This window comes from Curtobacterium oceanosedimentum (genome assembly GCF_020297365.1).
GTDB lineage: Bacteria > Actinomycetota > Actinomycetes > Actinomycetales > Microbacteriaceae > Curtobacterium.
This window is the reverse complement of record NZ_JAIXIG010000029.1, coordinates 32,132-53,453: the sequence shown is the minus strand read 5'-3', so window position 1 is coordinate 53,453 and position 21,322 is coordinate 32,132. Positions and strand designations below refer to the sequence as shown.

The 21,322-nt window shown below is 72.4% G+C and carries 22 protein-coding genes; 9 read left to right on the top strand and 13 right to left on the bottom strand.

Annotated elements, in window-relative coordinates:
• From LEL83_RS13160 to galU, 3 genes are all read right to left on the bottom strand, one after another.
• A partial coding sequence (locus tag LEL83_RS13160; RefSeq protein ID WP_225559151.1) for a hypothetical protein occupies positions 1–967 on the bottom strand: 967 nt, incomplete at its 3' end.
• Positions 968–1,066: 99 nt separating this feature from the next.
• Positions 1,067–1,726, bottom strand: a complete 660-nt coding sequence (locus LEL83_RS13155; RefSeq protein WP_225559150.1) for a GNAT family N-acetyltransferase — start codon at positions 1,724–1,726, stop codon at positions 1,067–1,069.
• An 87-nt stretch (positions 1,727–1,813) separates the two neighbouring features.
• Positions 1,814–2,704: a UTP--glucose-1-phosphate uridylyltransferase GalU gene (gene galU, locus LEL83_RS13150; RefSeq protein WP_198656799.1), complete on the bottom strand. Its 891-nt coding sequence runs from the start codon at positions 2,702–2,704 to the stop codon at positions 1,814–1,816.
• Between the two features lie 113 nt (positions 2,705–2,817).
• Here galU and LEL83_RS13145 point away from each other — a divergent pair, with 113 nt between their 5' ends.
• The 3 genes from LEL83_RS13145 (at position 2,818) to mscL (ending at position 4,279) form a co-directional block, all read left to right on the top strand.
• Positions 2,818–3,402: a 5-formyltetrahydrofolate cyclo-ligase gene (locus LEL83_RS13145; RefSeq protein WP_225559149.1), complete on the top strand. Its 585-nt coding sequence runs from the start codon at positions 2,818–2,820 to the stop codon at positions 3,400–3,402.
• Position 3,403: 1 nt separating this feature from the next.
• On the top strand, positions 3,404–3,703 hold the full coding sequence (locus LEL83_RS13140; RefSeq protein WP_225559148.1) for an FmdB family zinc ribbon protein: 300 nt from the start codon (positions 3,404–3,406) through the stop codon (positions 3,701–3,703).
• Between the two features lie 75 nt (positions 3,704–3,778).
• Complete coding sequence (gene mscL, locus LEL83_RS13135) at positions 3,779–4,279, top strand: large conductance mechanosensitive channel protein MscL (protein WP_225559147.1); 501 nt, start codon at positions 3,779–3,781, stop codon at positions 4,277–4,279.
• Positions 4,280–4,437: 158 nt separating this feature from the next.
• Here the strand turns inward: mscL and LEL83_RS13130 are convergent, their stop codons facing one another.
• Both LEL83_RS13130 and LEL83_RS13125 read right to left on the bottom strand, forming a co-directional pair.
• Entirely contained in the window at positions 4,438–5,025 is a 588-nt protein-coding gene (locus LEL83_RS13130) for a CDP-alcohol phosphatidyltransferase family protein (RefSeq protein WP_225559146.1), read from the bottom strand.
• 420 nt (positions 5,026–5,445) lie between these two features.
• A complete protein-coding gene (locus tag LEL83_RS13125) occupies positions 5,446–9,303 on the bottom strand; it encodes an AAA family ATPase (protein WP_372454460.1) in 3,858 nt (1,285 codons plus the stop codon).
• Positions 9,304–9,411: 108 nt separating this feature from the next.
• On the opposite strand from LEL83_RS13125, the gene LEL83_RS13120 reads away from it, so the two are divergent.
• From LEL83_RS13120 to LEL83_RS13110, 3 genes are read left to right on the top strand one after another with little or no spacing between them, the layout of a single operon-like run.
• Positions 9,412–10,284, top strand: a complete 873-nt coding sequence (locus tag LEL83_RS13120) for an HpcH/HpaI aldolase/citrate lyase family protein (protein ID WP_225559145.1) — start codon at positions 9,412–9,414, stop codon at positions 10,282–10,284.
• A gap of 10 nt (positions 10,285–10,294) precedes the next feature.
• Positions 10,295–10,768, top strand: a complete 474-nt coding sequence (locus tag LEL83_RS13115) for a DUF6264 family protein (RefSeq protein ID WP_372454459.1) — start codon at positions 10,295–10,297, stop codon at positions 10,766–10,768.
• A gap of 54 nt (positions 10,769–10,822) precedes the next feature.
• Positions 10,823–11,701 (top strand): aldo/keto reductase, encoded by an 879-nt coding sequence (locus LEL83_RS13110; protein ID WP_225559144.1) that lies wholly within the window; start codon positions 10,823–10,825, stop codon positions 11,699–11,701.
• A gap of 100 nt (positions 11,702–11,801) precedes the next feature.
• On the opposite strand, the gene LEL83_RS13105 is transcribed toward LEL83_RS13110, so the two are convergent.
• On the bottom strand, positions 11,802–12,272 hold the full coding sequence (locus LEL83_RS13105; protein WP_225559143.1) for a hypothetical protein: 471 nt from the start codon (positions 12,270–12,272) through the stop codon (positions 11,802–11,804).
• Entirely contained in the window at positions 12,272–12,679 is a 408-nt protein-coding gene (locus tag LEL83_RS13100) for a hypothetical protein (RefSeq protein ID WP_198656809.1), read from the bottom strand. The genes LEL83_RS13105 and LEL83_RS13100 overlap by 1 nt, the downstream gene beginning before the upstream one ends.
• A 112-nt stretch (positions 12,680–12,791) precedes the next feature.
• On the opposite strand from LEL83_RS13100, the gene LEL83_RS13095 reads away from it, so the two are divergent.
• Positions 12,792–13,757 (top strand): NAD(P)H-quinone oxidoreductase, encoded by a 966-nt coding sequence (locus tag LEL83_RS13095; RefSeq protein ID WP_225559142.1) that lies wholly within the window; start codon positions 12,792–12,794, stop codon positions 13,755–13,757.
• Here LEL83_RS13095 and LEL83_RS13090 read toward each other — a convergent pair.
• From LEL83_RS13090 to LEL83_RS13065, 6 genes are all read right to left on the bottom strand, one after another.
• On the bottom strand, positions 13,754–14,515 hold the full coding sequence (locus LEL83_RS13090) for an amino acid ABC transporter ATP-binding protein (protein WP_225559152.1): 762 nt from the start codon (positions 14,513–14,515) through the stop codon (positions 13,754–13,756). The two genes, LEL83_RS13095 and LEL83_RS13090, sit on opposite strands and share 4 nt — an antisense overlap.
• 50 nt (positions 14,516–14,565) lie before the next feature.
• The gene (locus LEL83_RS13085; protein ID WP_225559141.1) at positions 14,566–15,444 is read right to left on the bottom strand and encodes an amino acid ABC transporter permease; all 879 of its coding nucleotides are present in this window, start codon (positions 15,442–15,444) and stop codon (positions 14,566–14,568) included.
• 4 nt (positions 15,445–15,448) lie between these two features.
• On the bottom strand, positions 15,449–16,273 hold the full coding sequence (locus LEL83_RS13080; RefSeq protein ID WP_225559140.1) for an ABC transporter substrate-binding protein: 825 nt from the start codon (positions 16,271–16,273) through the stop codon (positions 15,449–15,451).
• Between the two features lie 81 nt (positions 16,274–16,354).
• Positions 16,355–16,873 carry a cupin domain-containing protein gene (locus LEL83_RS13075; RefSeq protein ID WP_225559139.1) on the bottom strand — a complete coding sequence of 173 codons (519 nt, stop codon included), beginning with the start codon at positions 16,871–16,873 and terminating at the stop codon, positions 16,355–16,357.
• Complete coding sequence (locus tag LEL83_RS13070; RefSeq protein ID WP_225559138.1) at positions 16,870–18,255, bottom strand: amidohydrolase family protein; 1,386 nt, start codon at positions 18,253–18,255, stop codon at positions 16,870–16,872. The genes LEL83_RS13075 and LEL83_RS13070 overlap by 4 nt, the downstream gene beginning before the upstream one ends.
• Positions 18,252–20,018 (bottom strand): adenosylhomocysteinase, encoded by a 1,767-nt coding sequence (locus tag LEL83_RS13065; RefSeq protein WP_225559137.1) that lies wholly within the window; start codon positions 20,016–20,018, stop codon positions 18,252–18,254. Before LEL83_RS13065 ends, LEL83_RS13070 begins: the two co-directional genes overlap by 4 nt.
• Before the next feature lie 49 nt (positions 20,019–20,067).
• On the opposite strand from LEL83_RS13065, the gene LEL83_RS13060 reads away from it, so the two are divergent.
• Together LEL83_RS13060 and LEL83_RS13055 are read left to right on the top strand one after the other, a co-directional pair.
• Positions 20,068–20,340: a glutaredoxin family protein gene (locus LEL83_RS13060; protein ID WP_225559136.1), complete on the top strand. Its 273-nt coding sequence runs from the start codon at positions 20,068–20,070 to the stop codon at positions 20,338–20,340.
• Positions 20,341–20,465: 125 nt separating this feature from the next.
• A complete protein-coding gene (locus tag LEL83_RS13055; RefSeq protein WP_225559135.1) occupies positions 20,466–21,320 on the top strand; it encodes an amidohydrolase family protein in 855 nt (284 codons plus the stop codon).
• Positions 21,321–21,322 lie beyond the last annotated feature (2 nt).

Here is a 21,322-nt window from a genome sequence, read left to right as displayed (position 1 = left end):
CGGCGGTCGGCGCCGCCGGAGCCGCCGGAGCCCGGAGCCCGAGCCGCTCGGCCAGGCGCCCCTGGTCGTGCGCGGACAGCGACGCGGCGGCCTCCTCGAGCTCGGGCCGCATCCGGGACACGCGCGCCAGCGACGGGTCGGACTCCCCCGCACGGATGGCTGCCGCTTCGGCCTCGGCCTCGGCCTTGGCGGCGGCGACGCGCTCCTTCAGACGGGCGGCGAGCTCTGCGGACGACTCCGGCGAGGCGGCCGGTGCCGTGGGGCGCTCGACGTACAGCGGCTTCGGCACGCGGTTCGGCGTCCAGGTGCGGTCCGCCGTCGGTGCGGCGGGCTGGTCGGTGGAGAGCGGCGGGGCCGGATCCGTCCAGGTGGTCGTCGGCCGGGAGGCGCGGCTCGCGCCCGCCTCGGACGCCGCGATCCGCTGCTTCCGCGCCGTCGCCACCTGGTGCAGCTGCGCGAGGACCGCTGCGGATCCCCCCGCGGCGACCAGGCCCGCGACGCCGATGAGCCAGAGCGACGGTGCCACGACGAAGGTGACGAGCGCGACGACGACACCGAGGGTGCCGAACAGGGTCGCTCCGAGCCGGGACCGGCGCATCCGCATCGCGGTCAGTGCGGGTACCGAGGACGCCCGCTCGAGCACGGGCGCCTGCTCGGCGAGGCGACGGGTGATCTCCCGCTGGCGAGCGGCCTCGTGCGCGCGGACGATCGCGGTGCGCTTCGCCTCTTCGGACCGGGCGACGCGCTGCGCCTCGGCCAGGGACTTCGCGTTGAGCTCGACGCGGACCTCGTCGGGCAGCTCGGCCGTCTGCGCGAGGATCCGCAGGGTCTGCTGCAACCGGATCGCGTTCCGCTCGGTGGCGAGGTACTGGCGACGGGCGGCCCACGACGGCATCAGGTAGACGAGCCAGAGCACGGCCGCGACGAGCAGGACGATGCCGCCACCCCACGAGCCGATACCTGCCATGCGAACACGGTAGGGGCGGGCACTTCCCTGTCGCGTGATTGCCGGACGCGTGTTGCGCGTGTCGCGGCGGAATCCGTGGGACGTGCCCCGGGCCTCCCGTCAGAGCCGCGGTGTCGTGTGGATCGGCAGCGACGCCTCGTCGCGCGCACTGCGCGGGACCGAACCGACCCCGGGCGGTACGCGGCCCTGCACCCAGCGGTCGAGCACGCCCTCGCGGACCTCCTCGGCGACGAGGGCGAAGCAGAAGTGGTCGCGCCAGTCGCCGTTGATGTGGATGTACCGGCGGCGCAGCCCCTCGTACCGGAAGCCGAGCTTCTCGACGACGCGCAGGCTCGGGGCGTTCTCGGGTCGGATGCAGATCTCGATCCGGTGCACGCCGAGCGACCGGAAGCAGTGGTCGACGGCGAGGGCGACCGAGATCGGGGTGACGTTGTGCCCGGCGGCGCCCTCGACCACCCAGTAGCCGATGGACGCGCTCGCGAGTGAGCCGTAGGTGATGCCGGAGACGTTGAGCTGGCCGACGAAGCGGCCGTCGAGCTCCATCGCGAACGGCAGACCGAGACCCGCGCGGGCGTTGGCCTGGAGCGCGCGGATGCTGCCGCGGACGTCGGTGGAGGCATGCCCGGAGGGGTTCGTGGCCTCCCAGGTGCGGAGCCACGAGCGGTTGGTCGCGAGCGCCGCGTCGAGGTCGCGGGTGTCGCGGAGCCGGAGGGGGCGGATGGTGACCCGCCCGTGGGACAGGGTCGGGATCGTCGTCATCGCTTGCTTCCTCCGGGGTCCCGCCGCTGTGCGGGGCGGGGAGTCCCGCCCGGGTCCGGGTGCACCGAACCCGAGCGGGATGGCCGACTATTCGCCCGCGTTGAACTCCTTGAGCCACGACTTGAGGTCGGGGCCGAGGTCGTCGCGGTCCGAGGCGAGCTGCACGATCGCCTTGATGTAGTCCAGCTTGTCACCGGTGTCGTACCGGCGTCCACGGAAGACGACGCCGTACACGCCGCCGGTCCACTCCTCGGCGCTCGCCATCTTCATGAGCGCGTCGGTCAGCTGGATCTCGCCGCCCTTGCCCGGCTCCTGCTTCTCGAGGACGTCGAAGACCTCGGGACGGATGACGTACCGGCCGATGATGGCCAGGTTCGAGGGCGCCTCGCCCTGCGCCGGCTTCTCGACGAGACCGGTGATCTTCACGACGTCGTCGGTGTCGGTCTGCTCGACCGTGGCGATGCCGTACAGGTGGGTCTGCGACTCGGGGACCTCGAGGAGGGCCACGATGGTCGCGTTCTTCTCGCCCTGGACCTCGATCATGCGCTGGAGCAGCGGGTCGCGGGCGTCGATGATGTCGTCACCCAGGAGCACGGCGAACGGCTCGCGGCCGACGTGCATCTTGGCGCGGAGCACGGCGTGACCGAGGCCGAGCGGGTCGCCCTGGCGCACGTAGTGCATGTCGGCGAGGTCCGTCGACTGGTTCACCTTCTGCAGCTTCTCGTGGTCGCCCTTCTTCTTGAGGGTCTCCTCGAGTTCCGACACGTGGTCGAAGTGGTTCTCGAGCGCGTTCTTGTTGCGCCCGGTGATCATCAGCACGTCGGTGAGCCCGGCACCGACTGCCTCTTCCACCACGTACTGGATGGCCGGCTTGTCGACGACGGGGAGCATCTCCTTCGGCATCGCCTTGGTCGCGGGGAGGAAGCGGGTGCCCAGGCCAGCGGCCGGGATCACCGCCTTCGAAATCTGGAAGCCCATGCTCAGACCGTATCCGATCCCCCTTTCCAGGGCATGTCATCGCTCCTGGGGACACGCGTTCGGCGCGGTTCCCGGCGGGAAGCCGCAATGCGAGCCTCGGTAGACTCCTGCGCATGACCGCCGATCTCGGGAACGAGAAGCGCGCCCTGCGAGCCGAACTCCGGCAGCGGCGGCGCACCCGGACCACGACCGAACGCGACGCGGACACGCTCGCGCTCACCGAGACCCTGCAGCGCTTCGCCGAGGAGCGGCAGGTCGAGTCGATCGCGCTGTACCTGTCGGCGTCGGACGAACCGAACGTGCGGCCGTTTGTGAACTGGGCGTTCGAGCGGGGCATCCGTGTCCTGCTGCCGATCACCCGCGAGGACGGACTGCTGGACTGGGCGGTCGGCGACGGAACCTCGGAGACGGAGAGCCTGCTCGGCCTGCCCGAGGTCGTCGGCGAGGTGCTGTCCCCCCTGGCGATCAACGGTGTCGACGCCATCCTGACCCCCGCCGCAGCGGTCGGACACGACGGCGTGCGGATGGGCTGGGGCCGCGGCTACTACGACAAGACCCTCGGGTCCATGGCGAACCGGCCGCCCGTCTATGCTGTGATCTTCGACGCGGAGTACCTCGACGAGGTCCCGCGCGAACCCCACGACGAACCCGTCGACGGCATCATCACGCCGTCACGCATCATCACGTTCCGGAGCTGACGTGCCCACCTACTCGTACCGTTGCACCGAGTGCGACAACGCGTTCGACATCAAGCAGTCGTTCTCCGACGCCACCCTGACGGAGTGCCCGGTGTGCGGCGGCGCGCTGCGGAAGGTGTTCTCCCCCGTCGGCGTGACGTTCAACGGCGGCGGCTTCTACCGCACCGACTCCCGCGCGACGCCGAAGGCCGAGGGCTCGTCGTCGTCCGCTTCGGCATCGTCGTCCGACGCGAAGTCGTCCGCGTCGACGCCCGCGAAGACCGAGTCGAAGCCGAGCACGCCGAAGCCCGCAGCGTCCTGACGAGGGCTGCGCTCCCCGGATAGGTTGGGCGCGTCGCCACCCGGCGGCCGTCCTCGACCCGGAAGGAGTCCCTGCATGAAGGGCTTCAAGGAGTTCCTGCTCCGCGGCAACGTCATCGACCTGGCGGTCGCCGTCGTCATCGGTGCGGCGTTCACCGCGATCGTCACCACGATCGTCAACGCGCTGATCAACCCGCTCATCGGCGCCGTGTTCAACGCGTCGAGCCTGGATCGGGCCCTCATCGTGAAGATCCCCACGGTGTCCGGCGGGAACGCCGAGATCCTGTTCGGCGCGATCATCGGTGCCGTGCTGAACTTCGTCATCGTCGCGGCCGTCGTGTACTTCGCGCTCGTCGTGCCCGTCAACCACCTGAAGAAGGCGGCGTTCGAGCGGGTCAAGAACGACGAGCAGCAGACCCCGCAGGACGTCCCGCCCACCGACGTCGAGGTGCTGCTCGAGATCCGCGACCTGCTCCGGCCGCAGAGCGCCGGCAGCACGGGGACCGGTACGGGTGCGCACATCGCCCCGTCGACCGCGCCCGAGGGCCCCGGCATCGGCGGCTCGACGAAGCTCTAGCCGCGTCGTCCCCGGCGACGGCGCCGTGATCGCGCCCTGCCACGGTCATCGCGCCCCGACTCTTCGGGGCGCGATGCCCGTTCGGGGGCGCGATCATGTGCCACCGACCGCAGCCGGCGACAGAGGCGGCAGCGGCAGCGGCGGCAGCGCCGCCAGCGTCAGCGCGCGACGGGGGCGGCGCGGCGCTTCGCGAACATCGCCACCGCGTACTGCACACCCGCGAGCACGTGCCCCACGGTGCCGAGGTACACGAACACCAGGGCCACGACCCGGACCCACGGCGCGTTCTCGTCGACGGTGTGCACCGCCGAGAACAGCAGCACCGGCAGCCCGACGAACAGCAGGGCCGAGCGGATCTTGCCCGTCCACGTGACGTCGAGGTCCGGGTTGCCGTGGAACAGCACGCTCGACAGGACCACGAGCACCAGGTCGACCAGCACCACGACGGCGACGACCCACCATGGCAGCAGCCCGACGAGCACCAGGGACAGCACGGTCGCGATGATCGCCAGGCGGTCCGCCACGGGGTCGATCGCCTTGCCGAGCTTCGACCCTTGGTCGAACCGGCGTGCGATGAAGCCGTCCGCCCAGTCGCTCACGCCGATGACGACGAGCGTCACGAGCGCCCAGCCCGGGTGGCCGGCGACGACGAGCCACACGAACACCGGGATCAGCAGCAGCCGGATCAGCGAGATCAGGTTCGGCCAGGTCTGCCAGTCGGGGCGCTGCCGCGCGGTGTCAGTCATCAGGGGTCAGGCTACCGGTTACCAGTGCGGGGGGACGTCGCGCCGGAGCTGGTCGTCGTTCTCGCCGTCGCGGTGCCGCGCCGGTTCCGGCGGCGGTGCCGGGTCGTAGCCCGCCACCGGCTGGGTGGTGACGCGCCTGCGGCGCCGCACCGGGCCTCCCGACGGGGTGTCCGTCTCGCCTCCGTCAGCGGTGGGGCGAACGGGAGGCGCGGCTGACGACGCGTCGTCGGCCCGCGTCCACGACCCCACCAGCTGGTCGGTCTCCGGCGTCACCGGACCGGCGGGCCGCGAGGCCCGGCGGCTCGGCCGGGCCGTCACCGGCGTGCGGGGCCGATGACGGGCACGCGGGGATCGAGATCCTGCGTGGTCACCGGCGTGCGGGGCCGATGACGGGCACGCGGGGATCGAGATCCTGCGTGGTCACCGGCGTGCGGGGATCGGGGGGATCGAGATCTCCTGCGTGGCCCCGCGGTCGACACCGAGCACGGCGGCGACGGTGTTCGCGACGCGGTCCGGGTCGGAGAACAGCTGGAACGCGTGCACGCGCACGTAGTGCCAGCCGAGTCGGCGGAGCACCTCGGGGCGCAGGCGCAGCGACTCCCGCAGCGAGCCCTTCACCAGCGACGCGTCGGTCTCGATCGTCACGCAGACCCCGCCGTGCGCGGCGACCAGGCCGAGCTTGCCGCGGTGGCCGAGCGCGACCGGGATGCCGCGCATCTCGAGGCGCCGGGCCAGGTCGACGAGCAGCGGGTCGGAGTCGTCCGGCACGTACTCGGCCGTCGTGCGCGCACGCACCTCGGCCAGGATCTCGGCGAGGGCGACGGTGCCGTGACCCATCCGCTCGGCCTCGATGTCCGACGGCTGGAAGCAGGTCACGATGACCATCGACCGGCGCGCGCGCGTCATGGCGACCGCGAGCAGCCGCTCACCGCCGGGCTTGCCGAGCGGACCGAAGTCGCGCAGCACACGGCCGTGCGGGGTCCGGCCGTAGCCGATGGAGAACACGACGCGGTCGCGGCTCTGCGCCACCGACTGCTCGAGCGTCGCCACGATGAACGGCTCGGCGCGGTCGCCGATGACGAACTCGGTCAGGTCCTTGTGGCCCTGGGCGGCGGTGAGCACGGCCTGCTCGACGCGGACGGCGTGCTTCGCCGACGCGGTGATGACCATGAGGGACTCGGTCGGACGGGTGCGGGCGTGGTCGAGGACGAGCCGGACCACGCGGTCCACCTCGGCGTCGACGCTCTCCACCGCACCGGACTCGGGGTCGGGCACGGCCTTGCCGTCGCTGACGTAGTCGAGCGCGATCGAGCCGTGGCCCAGGAACGAACCGGCCCAGGGCAGCGACTCGATCCGGCCGCCGTAGAAGCGACGGTTGACGAGCTCGGCCAGGTCCTCGCCGCCGGCGCGGTACGAGCGCGTGAGCGACAGGGTCGGCAGCAGCGTCGACAGCTTGGCCAGTGCGGAGTCGGCGTGGAACGCGTCGAGCGTGCCCTCGTCGACCTGCAGGGCGCGGTGCTCGGGGTCGACCGCGATGCGGAACGGCGACGGGGTCTGCGTGACCGGGTCACCGAACACGACGGTCTGCCGGGCTCGACGGACGGCGCCGACGGTCTCGGCGATCGTCACGGCACCGGCGTCCACCAGGATCACGGTGTCGAACGGCATGGTGTCGGCGATCTGCGAGACCTCGTACGGGCTCGCGAGCCAGACCGGTGCGATCGACCGGGACAGGTGTGGCGCCGAGTCCTGCAGCAGCCGTGAGGTGATCGCACCCTCGCGCAGCTGCGTCTTGAGCGCCGTCGCCTCGTCCGGCCAGTCGACGAGACCGACCTTCCAGTTCTCGGCGAGCTGCCACGCCAGCCCCTGCGAGACGCCGGCGGCGTGGGCGTCGTCGACCAGGCGGAAGTCGGCCTCGACCCGGTCGAGCATGTCCGTGTTGGCGCCGAGCAGGGCGCGGTCGGACTCGAGCATCGTCTCGAGCGCGGACTGCCACCAGGCGAGTTCGAGTTCGGCGGGCACCTGCACGTCCGGCACGTGCCGGTTCGCCAGGTCGGTGATGAGCGGCTCGAGCTGCAGGTCGCGGAGCGTCTGCATGAGCTCGGTGCGCTCCTGCAGGTTGTGCAGGACGTCGGACTCGGCGGCGAGCTCGGCGACGGTCGGCACGAGCTGGTCGACGGGCGTGTTGGCGAGCTGGCGGTCGCGGTCGGTGCGGCCCAGCGGTTCGTCCAGGCGCGCGAGGTCCTCGGCGACGTTCGAGAACAGCACCTGCACGTCCGCGATGCCGGTGGGCACCTCGGGGTTCACGCCGGCGGCGACGTAGCGCTGCCACAGCACGCGCTGCTGCTGCACGCGGGTCAGGGCCTCGTGCAGGTCGGAGACGTGCACGCCCGGGCGGACGTACTCGCGGGCGAGCTTCTTGAGCCGGCGGCGGTTCGTCGACGACATCGGGGCGCCCTCGCCGCGGGGTGCGGTGGCGGCCACGAGCTCGGACACCGAGCGGTCGAACACCACCGGCAGGAACCGGTCGAGCGTGTCCCGGATCTCGGTGAGCAGACGCAGGTAGATGCCGAGCTCGTTGATCGTCGTGAACTGCCGCATGTGGGTCGTCGCCACCAGGTCGTGAGCGCGGCGGAGCAGCGTGGGCAGGCCGTCGGCGTCCAGGTCCTTCGCGATGCGGTGGGCGCGCTGGGCGCCGTCGCTCGACGAGAACTTCGCGCCGTACCAGGGCGAGTCGTCGGGGCCGTAGCGGAACTCACCGAGGTTGGCGGCGCTGACCATGGTCTCGGCGACGCGGGAGCGACCCTCGACCATGCTCGCCACCGAGGTGCGTGACAGGCGTGCGGTCGTCGACGGCGGCACCGGCAGCAGGGACAGCCGCGAGAGCTCGACCAGGCAGTCGAGCACCGAGACGCCGAAGTCGGCGTCCTTGCGGGTGAGCGAGCCGCGGTAGTCGGTGAGCACCTTGCGGAGACGGACGAGGGCGTCGTCGACCTCGCGCAGGTTCGGTCGCGCGGCCTTCTCGTTGCGGGCGATGGCCCGGACGACGTCACGGCGCAGGGTCGACGGCGTCACCGCGACGCCGGGCAGCTGGACCTCGCCGAAGCGGGCGGCGATCCCACGGAGGGTCGCGCGGCGCGGGCTGACGACGAGCACGCGCTTGTTCGCGGCGACGAGTCCGCCGAGGGCGTTCACGATGGTCTGCGTGCCGCCCGTGCCCGGCAGGGTCTTCACGACGATGGAGTTGCCGGCCGCGATCTGCGCGATCACGTTCTCCTGCTCGTCGTCGGCGTCGAGCAGCAGCGTGTCGGTCTCGGGGCTGCGCTCGTCCGACGGGGTCTGCTCGACCGGGTGGTACGACTGCTCGACCTGCCACTTCGCGCTCGGGTTGCCGGCCAGGGCGTCGAGCACGGGGTGCGACAGGTCGCCGGTGTCCTCGACCATGCCGGTCGCGACCTCGGCGAAGGTGGACACCACGAGGCGTGCGTACACCGAGAATCCCGGGATGTGCGCGGTCAGGCCGCGCAGGCGGTCGATGACCGGGTTCGGCGTGAAGGAGCCGTCCTGCTGCGCGAGCGCCACGAAGGACTGCGCGTCGAGGATGACCCCGAACTGCTCGTGCAGCGCGTCGGCGAGGCCCGGGTTGAGCACCGGCTCGCCGAGCAGCCGGACCTCGAAGTCGCGGCCGTGCCGGCGGATCGCCAGGGGGCGCAGGAGCACCGGGCCGCGGAACTGCTCGTCGCCGTGCTGCCAGTCGGCCATGCCGATGCCGAGCTTCACGGCGTCGATCCCGCGCACGGTGGCGAGCTCGGTGCCCTTCGCCTCGACGTGTCCGGCGGCCACGCGGGCGGCGCGGAGCGCCACCTCGTCGCGGATCAGGCTGGACAGCAGGGTCGTCTTGCCGGTGATGAACTGCGCGAGGCCGCCGGGGTGCGTGGTGGACAGCTCGATGCGGGCCCGCGGGTGGTCGCTGAAGTGCGTGAGCGGGCTGGTGCCGCCGACCCCGGTCAGCTGGGTGCGCCAGCCGTCCCACGTCGGCTCCGCCGCGTTGCCGGCCTGGAGGCGCGGATCGCCCAGGCTGATCGCCTGCGGGCTCGTGAGCTGCAGCTCGGGTCGCAGGGTCCGGTCCGGTTCGTCCGTCACGGCGCGCTCTTCCTGCTGTCCCCGTCGGTCGTCCTGGTCCCCCTGGTCGTCGTCGGCGTGCTCCTGGGCACCCTCGACGGGGACGTCGTCGTTCACGTCGTCCTCACCGTCGGTCGCCCTGTCCGCTCGCCACACATCCGACACTGTAGGCGGAACCGGACGGCGTCTCTGGCAATGAACCGAGGTTTCGGGGTTTCCGCGTGCAGACGGCGCGCGTCGCGTCCGATGTGGTACCAACGGGGCATGGCCATCGACGACCGCACCACACCGTCCGCCCCCACGCCGAACCGGCGTCGATCGGTCCCCGCCGAGATCTCGCGCTCCTGGTTGCTCGTCTCCGGCACCGCGACCGACCGCTTCGAGAAGTCGCAGCGGTCCCGTGCCGACCAGATCATCCTGGACATCGAGGACGCCGTCGACCCGGCCGCGAAGCCCTCCGCCCGACAAGGGGTCGCCGCGTGGCTGGCCGGCGGCGGCGAGGCCTGGGTCCGGATCAACGACGTCACCACCGACTTCTGGGCCGAAGACGTCGAGGAGCTCCGCGGCCTGCCGGGCCTGCAGGGCGTCATGCTCGCGAAGACCGAGTCCCCCGCGCAGGTCACCGACACCTGGCACCGGCTGGGCGGGCAGACCCCCGTGATCGCCCTGGTCGAGTCCGCGGTGGGCATCGAGGAGTCGGTCTCCATCGCGAAGGCGCAGGGTGCGTTCCGCCTGGCCTTCGGCTCCGGGGACTACCGCCGCGACACCGGCACGAGCGCGGACACCCTGGCGATGGCGTACCCGCGGTCGAGGCTCGTCGTCGCCTCGCGCGTGGGCGACCTGCCCGGCCCGATCGACGGCCCGACGGTGGGCTCGTCGCACCCCATCCTGCGCGAGCAGTCGCAGGTGGCGGTGTCGCTCGGCCTGACCGGCAAGCTCTGCCTGGACACCGAGCAGCTGCCGGTGATCAACGAGGTCATCTCGCCCACGCCGACCGACGTGGCCTGGGCGCAGGACTTCCTCGACGACTTCGACGCGCGCGGCGGGGTCATCCGCGACGGTTCCGACCTGCCGCGCCTGGGCCGGGCCCAGAAGATCCAGCGCCTCGCACAGGCGTTCGGGGTCGAGGCGCGGTAGGACTGCACCCATGACCTGGTCCAACGTCCCCGGCCGCCCGCCGCAGTCCTCCCCCGGTCCCTCCGACGCGCAGCGCGCCGAGTGGGAGCGCGGCGGCACCACGCTGTTCCCGCCGGCGAAGCTCGCCGACCGGATCTCCACGGTGCTGCTGCTGGTGTTCGGCGCCGTGATGACGGTCGTCACCGCGGTGGTCGGCATCGTCGCGGTCGCGTCGGTCACCGCCTCGTGCGACGCCGAGGCCGGGTGCACCCCCGGCGGGGCGATCGGCGGTGCGGCCATCGCGGTCGGGGGTGCGTTCGTGCTCGGGGCCGCGACGATCGTGCTGTCGATCGGTGCGTGGATCCGTCGGAAGCCGTCGTGGTGGATCGCCGCGATCGGCTTCGTGCTCGCGATCGTCGTCATCGCCTGGGGTGGCGTCGTGTTCGCCGACGCCGTCGACAGCGGCGCCGGGTCGTCCTCGTCGGTGTCGGCGGCCAGCGCCTGAGCCCGGCCGACCCCGCCTGAGCGTGCGTCCGTGCCCGCGGCGCATGCTGGGCCGATGAAGCAACGAGTCATCGGAGACGTGTCGGTCGGCGCCATCGGACTGGGCGGCATGCCCATGTCGATCGAGGGCCGGCCCGACGAACGACAGGCCATCGCGACCATCCACGCGGCGCTCGAAGCGGGCGTCACGCTCATCGACACCGCCGACGCGTACCACGTGGGCGGTGCCGACGAGGTCGGGCACAACGAGGAGCTCATCGCCCGTGCCGTGCGGGAGTACCACGACGACACCTCGGCCGTGCTCATCGCCACGAAGGGCGGTCACCTGCGCCCCGAGGCGGGCGGCTGGACGCAGAACGGCCACCCGGAGTACCTGAAGGAGGCCGCGAAGGCCTCGGCGAAGCGGCTCGGCGTCGAGTCGATCGGGTTGTACCAGTTCCACCGTCCGGACCCCGCGGTGCCCTACGCCGACTCGGTCGGGGCGCTCGCGGAGCTGCTCGACGAGGGCGTCATCCGCATGGCCGGCATCTCGAACGCCGACCCGGACCAGATCCGCACCGCGAACGAGGTGCTCGGCGGACGCCTGGCATCGGTGCAGAACCAGTACTCGCCGAAGTTCCGGTCGAGCGAACCGGAGCTCGAACTGTGCGACGAGCTCGGCATCGCGTTCCTGCCGTGGAGCCCGCTCGGCGGCATCGGCAGCGCGGCCGACCTCGGCACGGCGTTCGAGGACTTCGCGTACATCGCCCGTGACCGCGGCGTCACCCCGCAGGTGATCGCCCTCGCGTGGGAGCTGCAGAAGAGCGACGTGGTCGTGCCGATCCCCGGTGCGTCGCGCCCGCAGTCCATCCTCGACTCGGCGACGGCCCCGACCATCAAGCTCGGCCCGGACGACGTCGCCCGTCTCGACGCGGCCCGCGCGGCCGACGACTGACCCGACCGACGACCGGCCCGACCGGCCGGGACGACGACGCCCCGCAGCTCCGATGGGAGCGGCGGGGCGTCGTCGTCCTGCCCGGACGGGTGCGGGTCGCTCAGCCCTTCGCGGGGCAGACCGTCGAGACGCGGTCGAGCGTCTTCTCCACGTCGGCCTGTGCGTCCTGCACGGCGGTGTCGTCGGTCGACCCGCTGGCGCGCACGGCGGAGGCGTAGTCCTTCGCGGCACCGGTGAAGTCCTCGAACGTGTCGTGCACCTGCTCGTTCGTGACCTTCGGCAGCGCGGCGTCGAGCCGGTCGGTGAACTCGCCGATGAGCTCGGCGCGGGCGGCCGGCTCGGCGGGCGCCGACGACGAGCCCTGCTCCTTGAGGAACGACGCGAGTTCGTCCTCCAGGAACGTGCAGGCCTCGGTCTTGGTCTGGGCCGGGGCCGCCTCGGCGGTCTTCGTCGCCGACGGTGCGCTGGACGACCGGGCGGTGTCGTCGCCGGACGCGCCACCGCCCGAGCAGCCGGCCAGCAGCGTCACGGCCACGAGCGCGGTCGTGACGGCGGTGATGGTGCGACGCATCAGGAGTTGCACTCCTTCTGGAACGCGTTCCCGGCGTCCTGCACCTTGGTGCTCGACTTCGTCAGACCCGAGACGTCCGCCGACTGCGGGTCGTCGGCGATGTCCTCGATGTCGTCGACGAGGTCGCCGTAGGCCTCCTCGAACGCCTCGCCCTTGTCCTGCAGGGCCTCGTCGGACAGGTCGTCGACGCCGTCCGAGATCTTGCCGTCGAGCTCCTTGAGCTTGGTGACGGCGGCGTCCGGGTCGGACTGCAGCTTGGTCGCCTCGGACTGCACGCCCTCGGCGGCGGTCTTGACGGTCTTCTCGAACTGCTCGCACTGCTCGGCCTTCGACGGCCCGGTCGAGCACCCGGCGAGCAGCGTGAGTGCGAGCCCGGCGGTGGCGAGCGCGATGAACTTCTTGGGCATGGTGGAGGGTCCCCTCGATCTGTCCGCACTCCCCCGGATGAGGTGCAGATCCGTCGCCGAGCGTACATGGGTCGCTCACCGGATGACCGGCCGCCGGGCGTACCGTCGAGGGATGCGCGCCATCACGTTCGACGACTCCACCATGTCCGTGACCGACCTGCCCGACCCGACGCCCGCCGCGGGCGAGGTGCTCATCGAGGTCGCCGCGGCCGGCGTGAACAACGCGGACCTGCAGCAGCGGGCGGGGAACTACCCGCCGCCGCCCGGTGCCTCCGAGATCCTCGGGCTCGAGGTGTCCGGCACGGTCGCGGCGCTCGGCGACGGCGTCACCGGGTTCGCCGTCGGTGACCGCGTGTGCGCCCTGCTGTCCGGAGGCGGGTACGCCTCGCTCGTCGTGGCCCCCGCGACCCAGGTCCTGCCCGTCCCCGACGCCGTCGACCTGGTCGAGGCGGCCGGACTGCCCGAGGCGGCCTGCACGGTCTACTCGAACATCGGCATGCTCGCCGGGCTCCGTCCCGGGCAGACGCTGCTGGTGCACGGCGGCACCGGCGGCATGGGCTCCCACGCGGTGCTGTGGGCGAAGGCCCTGGGCGCGACCGTCATCGCGACGAGCGGCGGCGAGCGGAAGGTCCGGGCCTCGCGCGACCTCGGCGCCGACGAGGTGATCGACCACCGCACCGAGGACTTCGTCGAACGGGTGCTCGCGGCCACCGGCGGCGTCGGGGCAGACGTCGTCCTCGACGTCGTCGGTCCGTCCTACCTGGAGCGGAACCTGCAGGCCCTCGCCCCGAACGGCCACATCGCCGTGATCGCTGCCGGCAGCGGCTCCACCGCGGAACTCGACTTCGGTGCGCTCATGCGCAAGCGCGCCACCATCAGCGGCACGACGCTGCGCGCCCGTCCGGTGGACGAGAAGGCCGCCATCGTCGCCGCGGTCCGCGAGCACGTCTGGCCCTTCGTGGCCGACGGCAGCGTGCGCCCGGTGGTCGACGCCGTGCTGCCGCTCGCCCAGGCCGAGGAGGCCCACCGCCGGGTCCGCGACGGCGAGGTCGTCGGCAAGGTGCTGCTGACGCCCTAGGCGTGCACGCGGGACAGGAACTCGACGAGCGCGGGGTGCTGCGGTGTGTCGAGGACGTCGGCGGGGCTGCCCTGCTCGACGACCTCGCCGCGGTGCAGGAACACGATCCGGTCGGCCACGTTCCGCGCGAAGTGCATCTCGTGCGTGGTCATCAGGATCGTCGACCCCTGCCGCTTCAGCTCGGTGACCAGGTCGAGCACCTCGCCCACGAGCTGCGGGTCGAGCGCGCTCGTGACCTCGTCGAGCAGCAGGAGCTCCGGGTCCGACGCGATCGCCCGGACGATGGCGACACGCTGCTGCTGGCCGCCGGACAGCCGGTCGGGGTAGGCACCGGCGAACGACGCGAGGCCGATCCGGTCGAGCAGCCGGCGCGCGGTGTCCTCGGCCTGGGTTCGTGCGATGCCGTGCACCTGGCGGGAGGCGAGCGTGACGTTGTCGAGCACGCTCATGTGCGGGAACAGGTTGAACTGCTGGAACACCACGCCGATGCGTGCCCGTACCGCGTCGACCGGGATGCGCGGGTCGGCGATGTCCGTGCCCTGCAGCAGGATCTCGCCGTCGTCGATGCCCTCGAGCAGGTTCACCGTCTTGAGCAGCGTCGACTTGCCCGATCCCGATGCCCCGATGACGCAGATGACCTCGTGGCGGTGGACCGTCAGGTCGATCCCGCGCAGGACCTCGTGCTCGCCGAAGGCCTTGCGCAGGCCGCGCAGTTCGAGGACCGCAGCGTCCGGACCGGACGCACCACGGCCCTCCAGTCCGTCGGCCGGACGGGAGGCGCGGGTCGCGCCCGCCTCGGATCGCTCGCTCACACGGTCCCTCCGATCTGCTCACGCCGCTGCTGACGACGCGCGATCGCGTCCGTCACGCGGATCAGCGGCAGGCTGATGAGCACGAACAGCAGCCCCGCGACGAAGTACGGGGTGAAGTTGTAGGTCTCCGCCTGCGCGATCTGGGCGGACCGGACCGCGTCGACGGCACCGAGGATCGACACCAAACCGACGTCCTTCTGCATCGACACGAAGTCGTTCATCAGGGCGGGCGTGACCTTGCGGATCGCCTGCGGCAGCACGACGAGCCGCAGGGTCTTGGCGTGCGAGAGCCCGAGCGACCGGGCGGCCAGACGCTGCGAGGGGTGCACGGCCTCCATGCCGGCGCGGAGCACCTCGGCGATGTACGACGAGTAGGTCAGGGTGATCGCGATCGTGCCCCAGACCTCGGCGGGCAGGCGCGGGAAGACCCCGAGGCCCGGGATGCCGTAGCCGACCAGGTACAGCACGATGATCAGGGGCAGTCCCCGGAACAGGTCCGTGTAGCCGGTCGCGAGCATCCGCAGCGGGAAGAACACCGGGTTGCGCAGACCGCGCACCACCGCGAGCAGCGTGCCGAACACGGCGACCCCGATGGCGCTGAAGAACAGGATCCGCACGTTCAGCCACAGCCCCAGCAGGATGTCCGGGAACGTGTCGATCGCGGTCTGCGGGTCGAAGAACGACTGCTGGACCGCGGCCCAGCCGGGGGTGTTCACGACGCCGAAGTACACGACCGCGAGCACGACGAGCGTCGACGCGACCGACACGACGACGGACCGCCGCCCGCGCTGCCGACGGTAGAGCCGACGCTCGAGCTCGACCTGGCTCGGCGCGGGAGCGGCCACCGGTGTGCCGGCGCCTGCTGGCACGGTCATGTGACTACTTCAGGATCGGGGTGTCGGTCTCCGCGGAGAGCCACTTGGTCTGCAGGTCCTCGAGGGTGCCGGCGTCCTGCAGCGAGGCGATGGCCGTGTCGACCTTGCTCGTCAGCTCGGAGTCCTTCGGCAGGACGAAGCCGAACTGGTCGCCCTCGCCGTCCTGGGGGAACTGCGCCGACACGGTGCCGTCGTCGACCTGGGCCGAGGCCATGTAGAAGGCCGTCGGCAGGTCGGTGACGATCGCGTCGATCTGCCCGGACGTGAGTGCGAGCACGGCGTCGTCGTTGGAGTTGAACACCTGCGGCGTGACGCCGAGGACGTCCTTGACGCTCGCGATGCTCGTCGAACCGGTCGCGACGCCGATGGCGTCCTGCTTCAGCGCGGCGATCGTGGTGTCGTCGGCGGCCTTCGACCCGGACGTCGTCACGACCGCCTGGGTCGTCGTGTAGTACGCGGTCGACATGTCGACGGCCTTCTTGCGCTTCGCGTCGATCGAGAACTGCTGGACGTTGAGGTCCCAGTCCTTCGGGCCGGGGGCGATGGCGCTGTCGAAGGTGCTGCGCTTCCACACCACGTCGGACCGGCTGTAGCCCATCTCCTTCGCGACGGCGTAGGCGACCGCGGACTCGAAGCCCTTGCCCGACTCCGGGTCGTTGTCCTCGATCCACGGCGAGTACGCCGGGTCCCCGGTGGCGATCGTGAGCTTGCCGTCGGTGACGGTGCCGTCGGCGTTGCTGCTGCTGCCGCCGGCGGAGCACGCCGACAGGGCCAGGGCGGCCACCGCGGCGGAGGCGACGGCGAGGGTGAAGCGGAGGGAACGGGTCACGGTCGTGCCTTCGTGCGAGGGGTGGGGGCAGGTCGCAGTGTACTTCGCGGTGGGATACCAGCGCGAAACGGGGACAGCGGGCTACGCGGTGCCGTCGGCGTCCGCGTCGGCCATCGTGAAGTCGTCGAACGAGAAGCCCGGCGACACCAGGCAGCTCAGCAGCACCTCGCCGTCGCCCGGGATCGTCCGCTGCCACACCCCACCGCGCACGAACGCCTGCGCGTCGTTCACCCGGTCGCGTCCGGCGTCGGGGCCCAGCGTGATCGTCGCACCGGGCTCGGGCTGCTCGCCGTCGCCACCGAGCTGCAGCTCGACGCTGTCCGGCCCGTGCCACATCCAGATCTCGTCGCTCGTGACCCGGTGCCAGGCCGAGGCCTCGCCCGGGGGCAGCAAGAAGTGGATGAGGGTGGCGGCGGGCCGGTCCCCGGCGGGCGTCGTCACCGTGGCGGGCGACGTCCAGGTGCGGACGTACCAACCGCCTTCGGGGTGCGGCTCCATGCCGAGGGCGATCGCCCGCTTCGGCACGTCGAGCCACTCGATCAGCTCGCCGTCGACGGTGCGACGGGCGGCCATGCCGGGGCGGGGTGCGGTCTCGGTCATGATTCCTCCACAGGGATGAGGGGGCGGTCGGGCGATGACGTGGGCACGCCGGTCAGCGCTCCGTCGACGGCGCGGACGATCCCGCGGATGACGGTCGCCGACGCACGACCGGCGCCGTCCTCGACGAGTTCGGCGAGCGCGTCGGGCACGGTGCGGGCGTCGACGTCGAAGACGGCCAGGTCCGCGCGGGCCCCCACGGCGAGGTGCCCGATGCGGTCCGGTCCGACGGCGAGCCCCATCGCGTGGGCACCACCGAGGGTCGCCGCGGCGAGCAGTCGCTCGTGCAGGTCGCGGTGCCCGTAGCCCTGGGCGCGCGCGATGCGGTGCAGCGCGGTGACGTCGGCCATCAGGTCGAGGGACGGCGACGACGACAGCGAGTCGGTGCCGATCGCGATGGGGCTGCCCTCGCGCAGGTAGTCGGCGACCGGCGGCGGGTCGAGCCCGATGACGGCGTTCGACCGGGGGCAGAGCGCCACCGCGGTGCCGCGGGCACGCAGGAGCGCCCGGTCGGCGGCGGTCATGTAGACGCCGTGCGCGATGTGGCAGTCCGGCCCGAGCACGCCGAGGCGGTCGACGAACGCGGTCGCGCTGGCGCCGAAGCCGAGCGCTCGCATGGCCCGGAACGACGGCACGTTCGCCAGGTGCCAGTCGCTGGTGTGTCCGACCCCGTCGACGCCGTCGAGGCCCGGCACCGGAGCGAGTGCGATGCGTTCCCCCTCGAACGCGGCCTCGCCCAGGTGCAGGTGCAGCCGGAGCCCGCGTTGGCGGACGATGTCGGGCAGCTCGAGCAGCGGGGCGACGTCGAGCGAGTAGGGCGCGTGCGGCGAGAGGCCGGCACCGGGCGTGGTCGGGATCCGGGCGAGTTGGTCGAGCACCTGGTCGCGACCGTGCGTCTGCCAGGCGTCGTTCTCCCAGTCCATCACCTCCCAGTAGGCGATGCCGCCCAGGCCGGCGTCCTGCAGGGCGGTCGAGGCCTCGATGTCGGTGACGATGTCGGCGATGCTCGTCACGCCGGCCAGGATCGAGGCGCGGGCGCCGTCGGCGGCCTCGGCACGCCAGTCGTGCGGTTCGGCGTAGTCGACGTTGAACGCGGCGGCCCAGTCCTCGAAGCCGTCGTACTGGCGCTGGCCGACCCCGGACATGCCGGTGTACTGCAGGTGCGAGTGGGCGTTCACGAGCCCGGGCAGGAGCGCCCCGCGCCACTGCCGCTCCGTGAACGGTGCACCCGACGCGGTCAGCTGGTCGACGACCCACGAGCGGTCGCCCACGTGCAGGATGCGGCCGTCCTGCACGGCGACCGCGCCGTCGGCGATCGGGGGTGCGGTCATCGGCACGACGACGCGCGCCGAGTGCACGACGACCGGGCGCGACCCGGCGCTCACGCCGGGTCCCCGAACCGGTGCGTCCGGACGTCCGGCTCGCGGTCCGCAGGCTGCTCAGGAAGGCGGACTGGGCCCACGCCGCCGGTTCCGGGCTGACGCGCCAGCGGCAGCCCGGCCGTGCCGGTGGGGAGAGGAACGGCTGGGCTCCCGAAGGCGGCGAGCGCCGCGCGGGCGGTCACCTCGTCCACCGCGGGGTCGATCGGCACGACGGCACGGTCCAGTTCGTCGCCGTGCTCGAGCAGCATCCGGACGGCCCCGAGCTGCACGGCGAACGACAGGTCCATGATCTCGACCGGGTTGCCCTCGGCCGCGGTGATGTTGATGCAGCCGCCACCGTCGAGCACGATCGGCCCGCCGTCGGCCTCCGGGAACACGAAGCGCTCGGCCTTCGGCCCCACGGGCCGGCGTTCGGCCCCGGCAGCGAGGGCGTCGTCGACGGCGACCTCCTGGTCGACCCCGCCGGCGACGGCGACCACGGCACCGTCCGCACAGGCACGGAGCACCGCGACGTCGATGGTGTCCGGCACCCCGGTGGCGCTCATCACGAGGTCGGCGTCTCGGACCGCCTCGACGAGCGGGGCCACGGCGTACCCGGCGAACCGCGCCTGCAGGGCGCGGACGGGGTCCACGTCGGCGACGGTCACCCGGAAGCCGAGGGCGGTGAGCACCAGGGCGACCCCCTCGCCGACGTGCCCGAACCCGGCGACCACCGCCGAGCCTCCCGGGACGACCCGGTGTGCACCGGACGTGAGCCCATCCACCAGGTCGAGCACCGCGAACACCGTCGACTGCCCGGTGCCGTACCGGTTGTCGAAGAACGTCTTGGTGCGGGCGTCGTTCACCGCGACCACCGGGATGCCGAGGTCACCACGCGCCGCCATGGTGCGCAGCGGGCGGAGGCCGCTCGTGGTCTCCTCGGCCGCACCGAGCATCGTCGGTAGCAGGTCCGGGCGTTCCTGGTGAGCGAGCCGGATGACGTGCGACCCGTCGTCGAGCAGGATGTGCGGCCGGGTGTCGAGCATCGCGAGGGCGAGCCGCTGCTGCTCGGGGAGCGTCGCGGTGCTGCTCGCGAACACCGTCAGACCCGCGGACCGCAGTGCGTCGGCGACGGCGTCGTCGGTCTCGTCGGCGTGGGCGTAGACGACGACCTCGGCCCCGGCGTCGCGGAGCAGCAGGCTCAGCACGGCGGTCTTCGGCTCGAGGAACATCGCGACGCCGACGCGCGTGCCGCGCAGGAGTCCGCCGTCGCGCAGTTCGGCGGCGACCGAGCGGGCCACGGGCATCGAGCGGCGGGCCCAGCGCAGGCGGGCCTCGGCGGCGGGGTCGTCCTCGGGGTCGCGGCCGGTGGAGACGAGGAAGACGTCGTCGGACAGCACCGGGACGGCGAGGACCCCGGGGCGGGCGGGTGCGACGGGGCCGAAGGCGTCCTCGTCGACGGCGGGCAGGTGGCGGCCGGCGTCGACGACGATCAGGGTCGCGCCGCGGGGGCGGTCGGCGGCCTCCTCGACCGCGGGGGTCGACTCCTCCGGCGTGCCGAGGCACCAGAGCTGGTCGACGAGGTCGGGGCGGTCGGCGCGGCCGGGAGGCTCGGCCTCGTGCGCACCGAGCGCGGTCAGCAGGTGCCGGAGCGCCGCGGCGTCACGTGGATCGCCACCGACGATGCGGAACCGCCGGGCGGCGACGAGCAGGTTCGTCGCGGCGGCGAAGCGCCGGACGGCCGCCGAGGCCCACGCCAGCGTCTCGGTGTCAGGGGCTGGCGGCATGGGTCAATCGTAGGGAATACGACGGGGCCGTCCGACGTAGGGTCTGGGCATGAGCGATGCGACGACCCAGACGTTCGACAAGGTGACCATGTTCGGTGCCGACTGGTGCCGCGACTGCCGACGGTCCAAGGCGCTGCTCGACACCCTCGGCGTGGACTACGAGTACGTCGACGTCGAGCAGGACCTGTCCGCTGCCGACCGTGCCGAGGCGATCAGCGGGCGGAAGAACATCCCCGTCGTGGTGCTGCCGAACGGCAAGCACTTCGTCGAGCCGTCCGACGCCGAGCTGCGCGCCGAGCTCGAGGCCTCCGGCGCGGTCTGAGCGGCGAACGTTCGCGCCCCGCGACAGGTCACGCCGGCGACCGCCCGTGACGTGTCGCTCAGCGCGAAGAGTCGTCGGACACTCCGCCCCGGCCGGACATCGGATGAATCGGGCATGATGAGCGCGTGATCATCGACGCTCACCACCACCTGTGGGACCCTGCCGACCGGCCCTACCCCTGGATGGACGACTCGGTCGCCCCGATCCGCCGCCGGTTCGACGTGGACGACCTCCGCGCCGCCACCGGGGGTACCGACGTGACGGGCACGATCGTCGTGCAGGCCGTGCACGATCCCGATGAGACGGCGTGGCTGCTCACCCAGCCCGCCCCCGTGCTCGGTGTGGTCGGGTGGGTCGACCTGACCGCGCCGGACGTCACCGAACGGATCGCCGCGGTCTCCGAGCTCCCCGGCGGCCACCGGCTGGTCGGCATCCGCCACCAGGCGCACGACGAGCCGGACCCGGACTGGCTCGCCCGCGACGACGTCGCCCGCGGTGTCCGGGCACTCGCCGCGGCCGGACTCGTGTTCGACCTGCTCGTCCGAGCCCGTGAGCACCGCGCAGCCCTCGCCCTGGTCGACGCCGTGCCCGAGGCGTCGTTCGTGCTCGACCACGCCGGCAAGCCCGACGTCGACCACGGCGACCCCGGGTGGTCGGACCGGATGACCGATTTCGCTGCCCGGCCGAACGTCGTCTGCAAGGTCTCCGGCCTGTTCACCGAGGCCGGGCCGGACTGGCGCGACCGGCCCGTCGACCGGTACGCCCGCGCGGTGGTCGAGCACTTCGGCCCGGATCGCTCGATGGTCGGGTCGGACTGGCCGGTCTCCACCCTCGCCGCCCCGTACGACGACGTGCTGGCCCGCACCACCACAGCACTGGCGGACCTCGACACGAGCGACCGGCAGGCCGTCCTGGGCGGAACCGCGCAGCGCGTGTACCTGGGCGGTCGATCCCTTGCCGCAGGAGCACCGCAGACATAGGA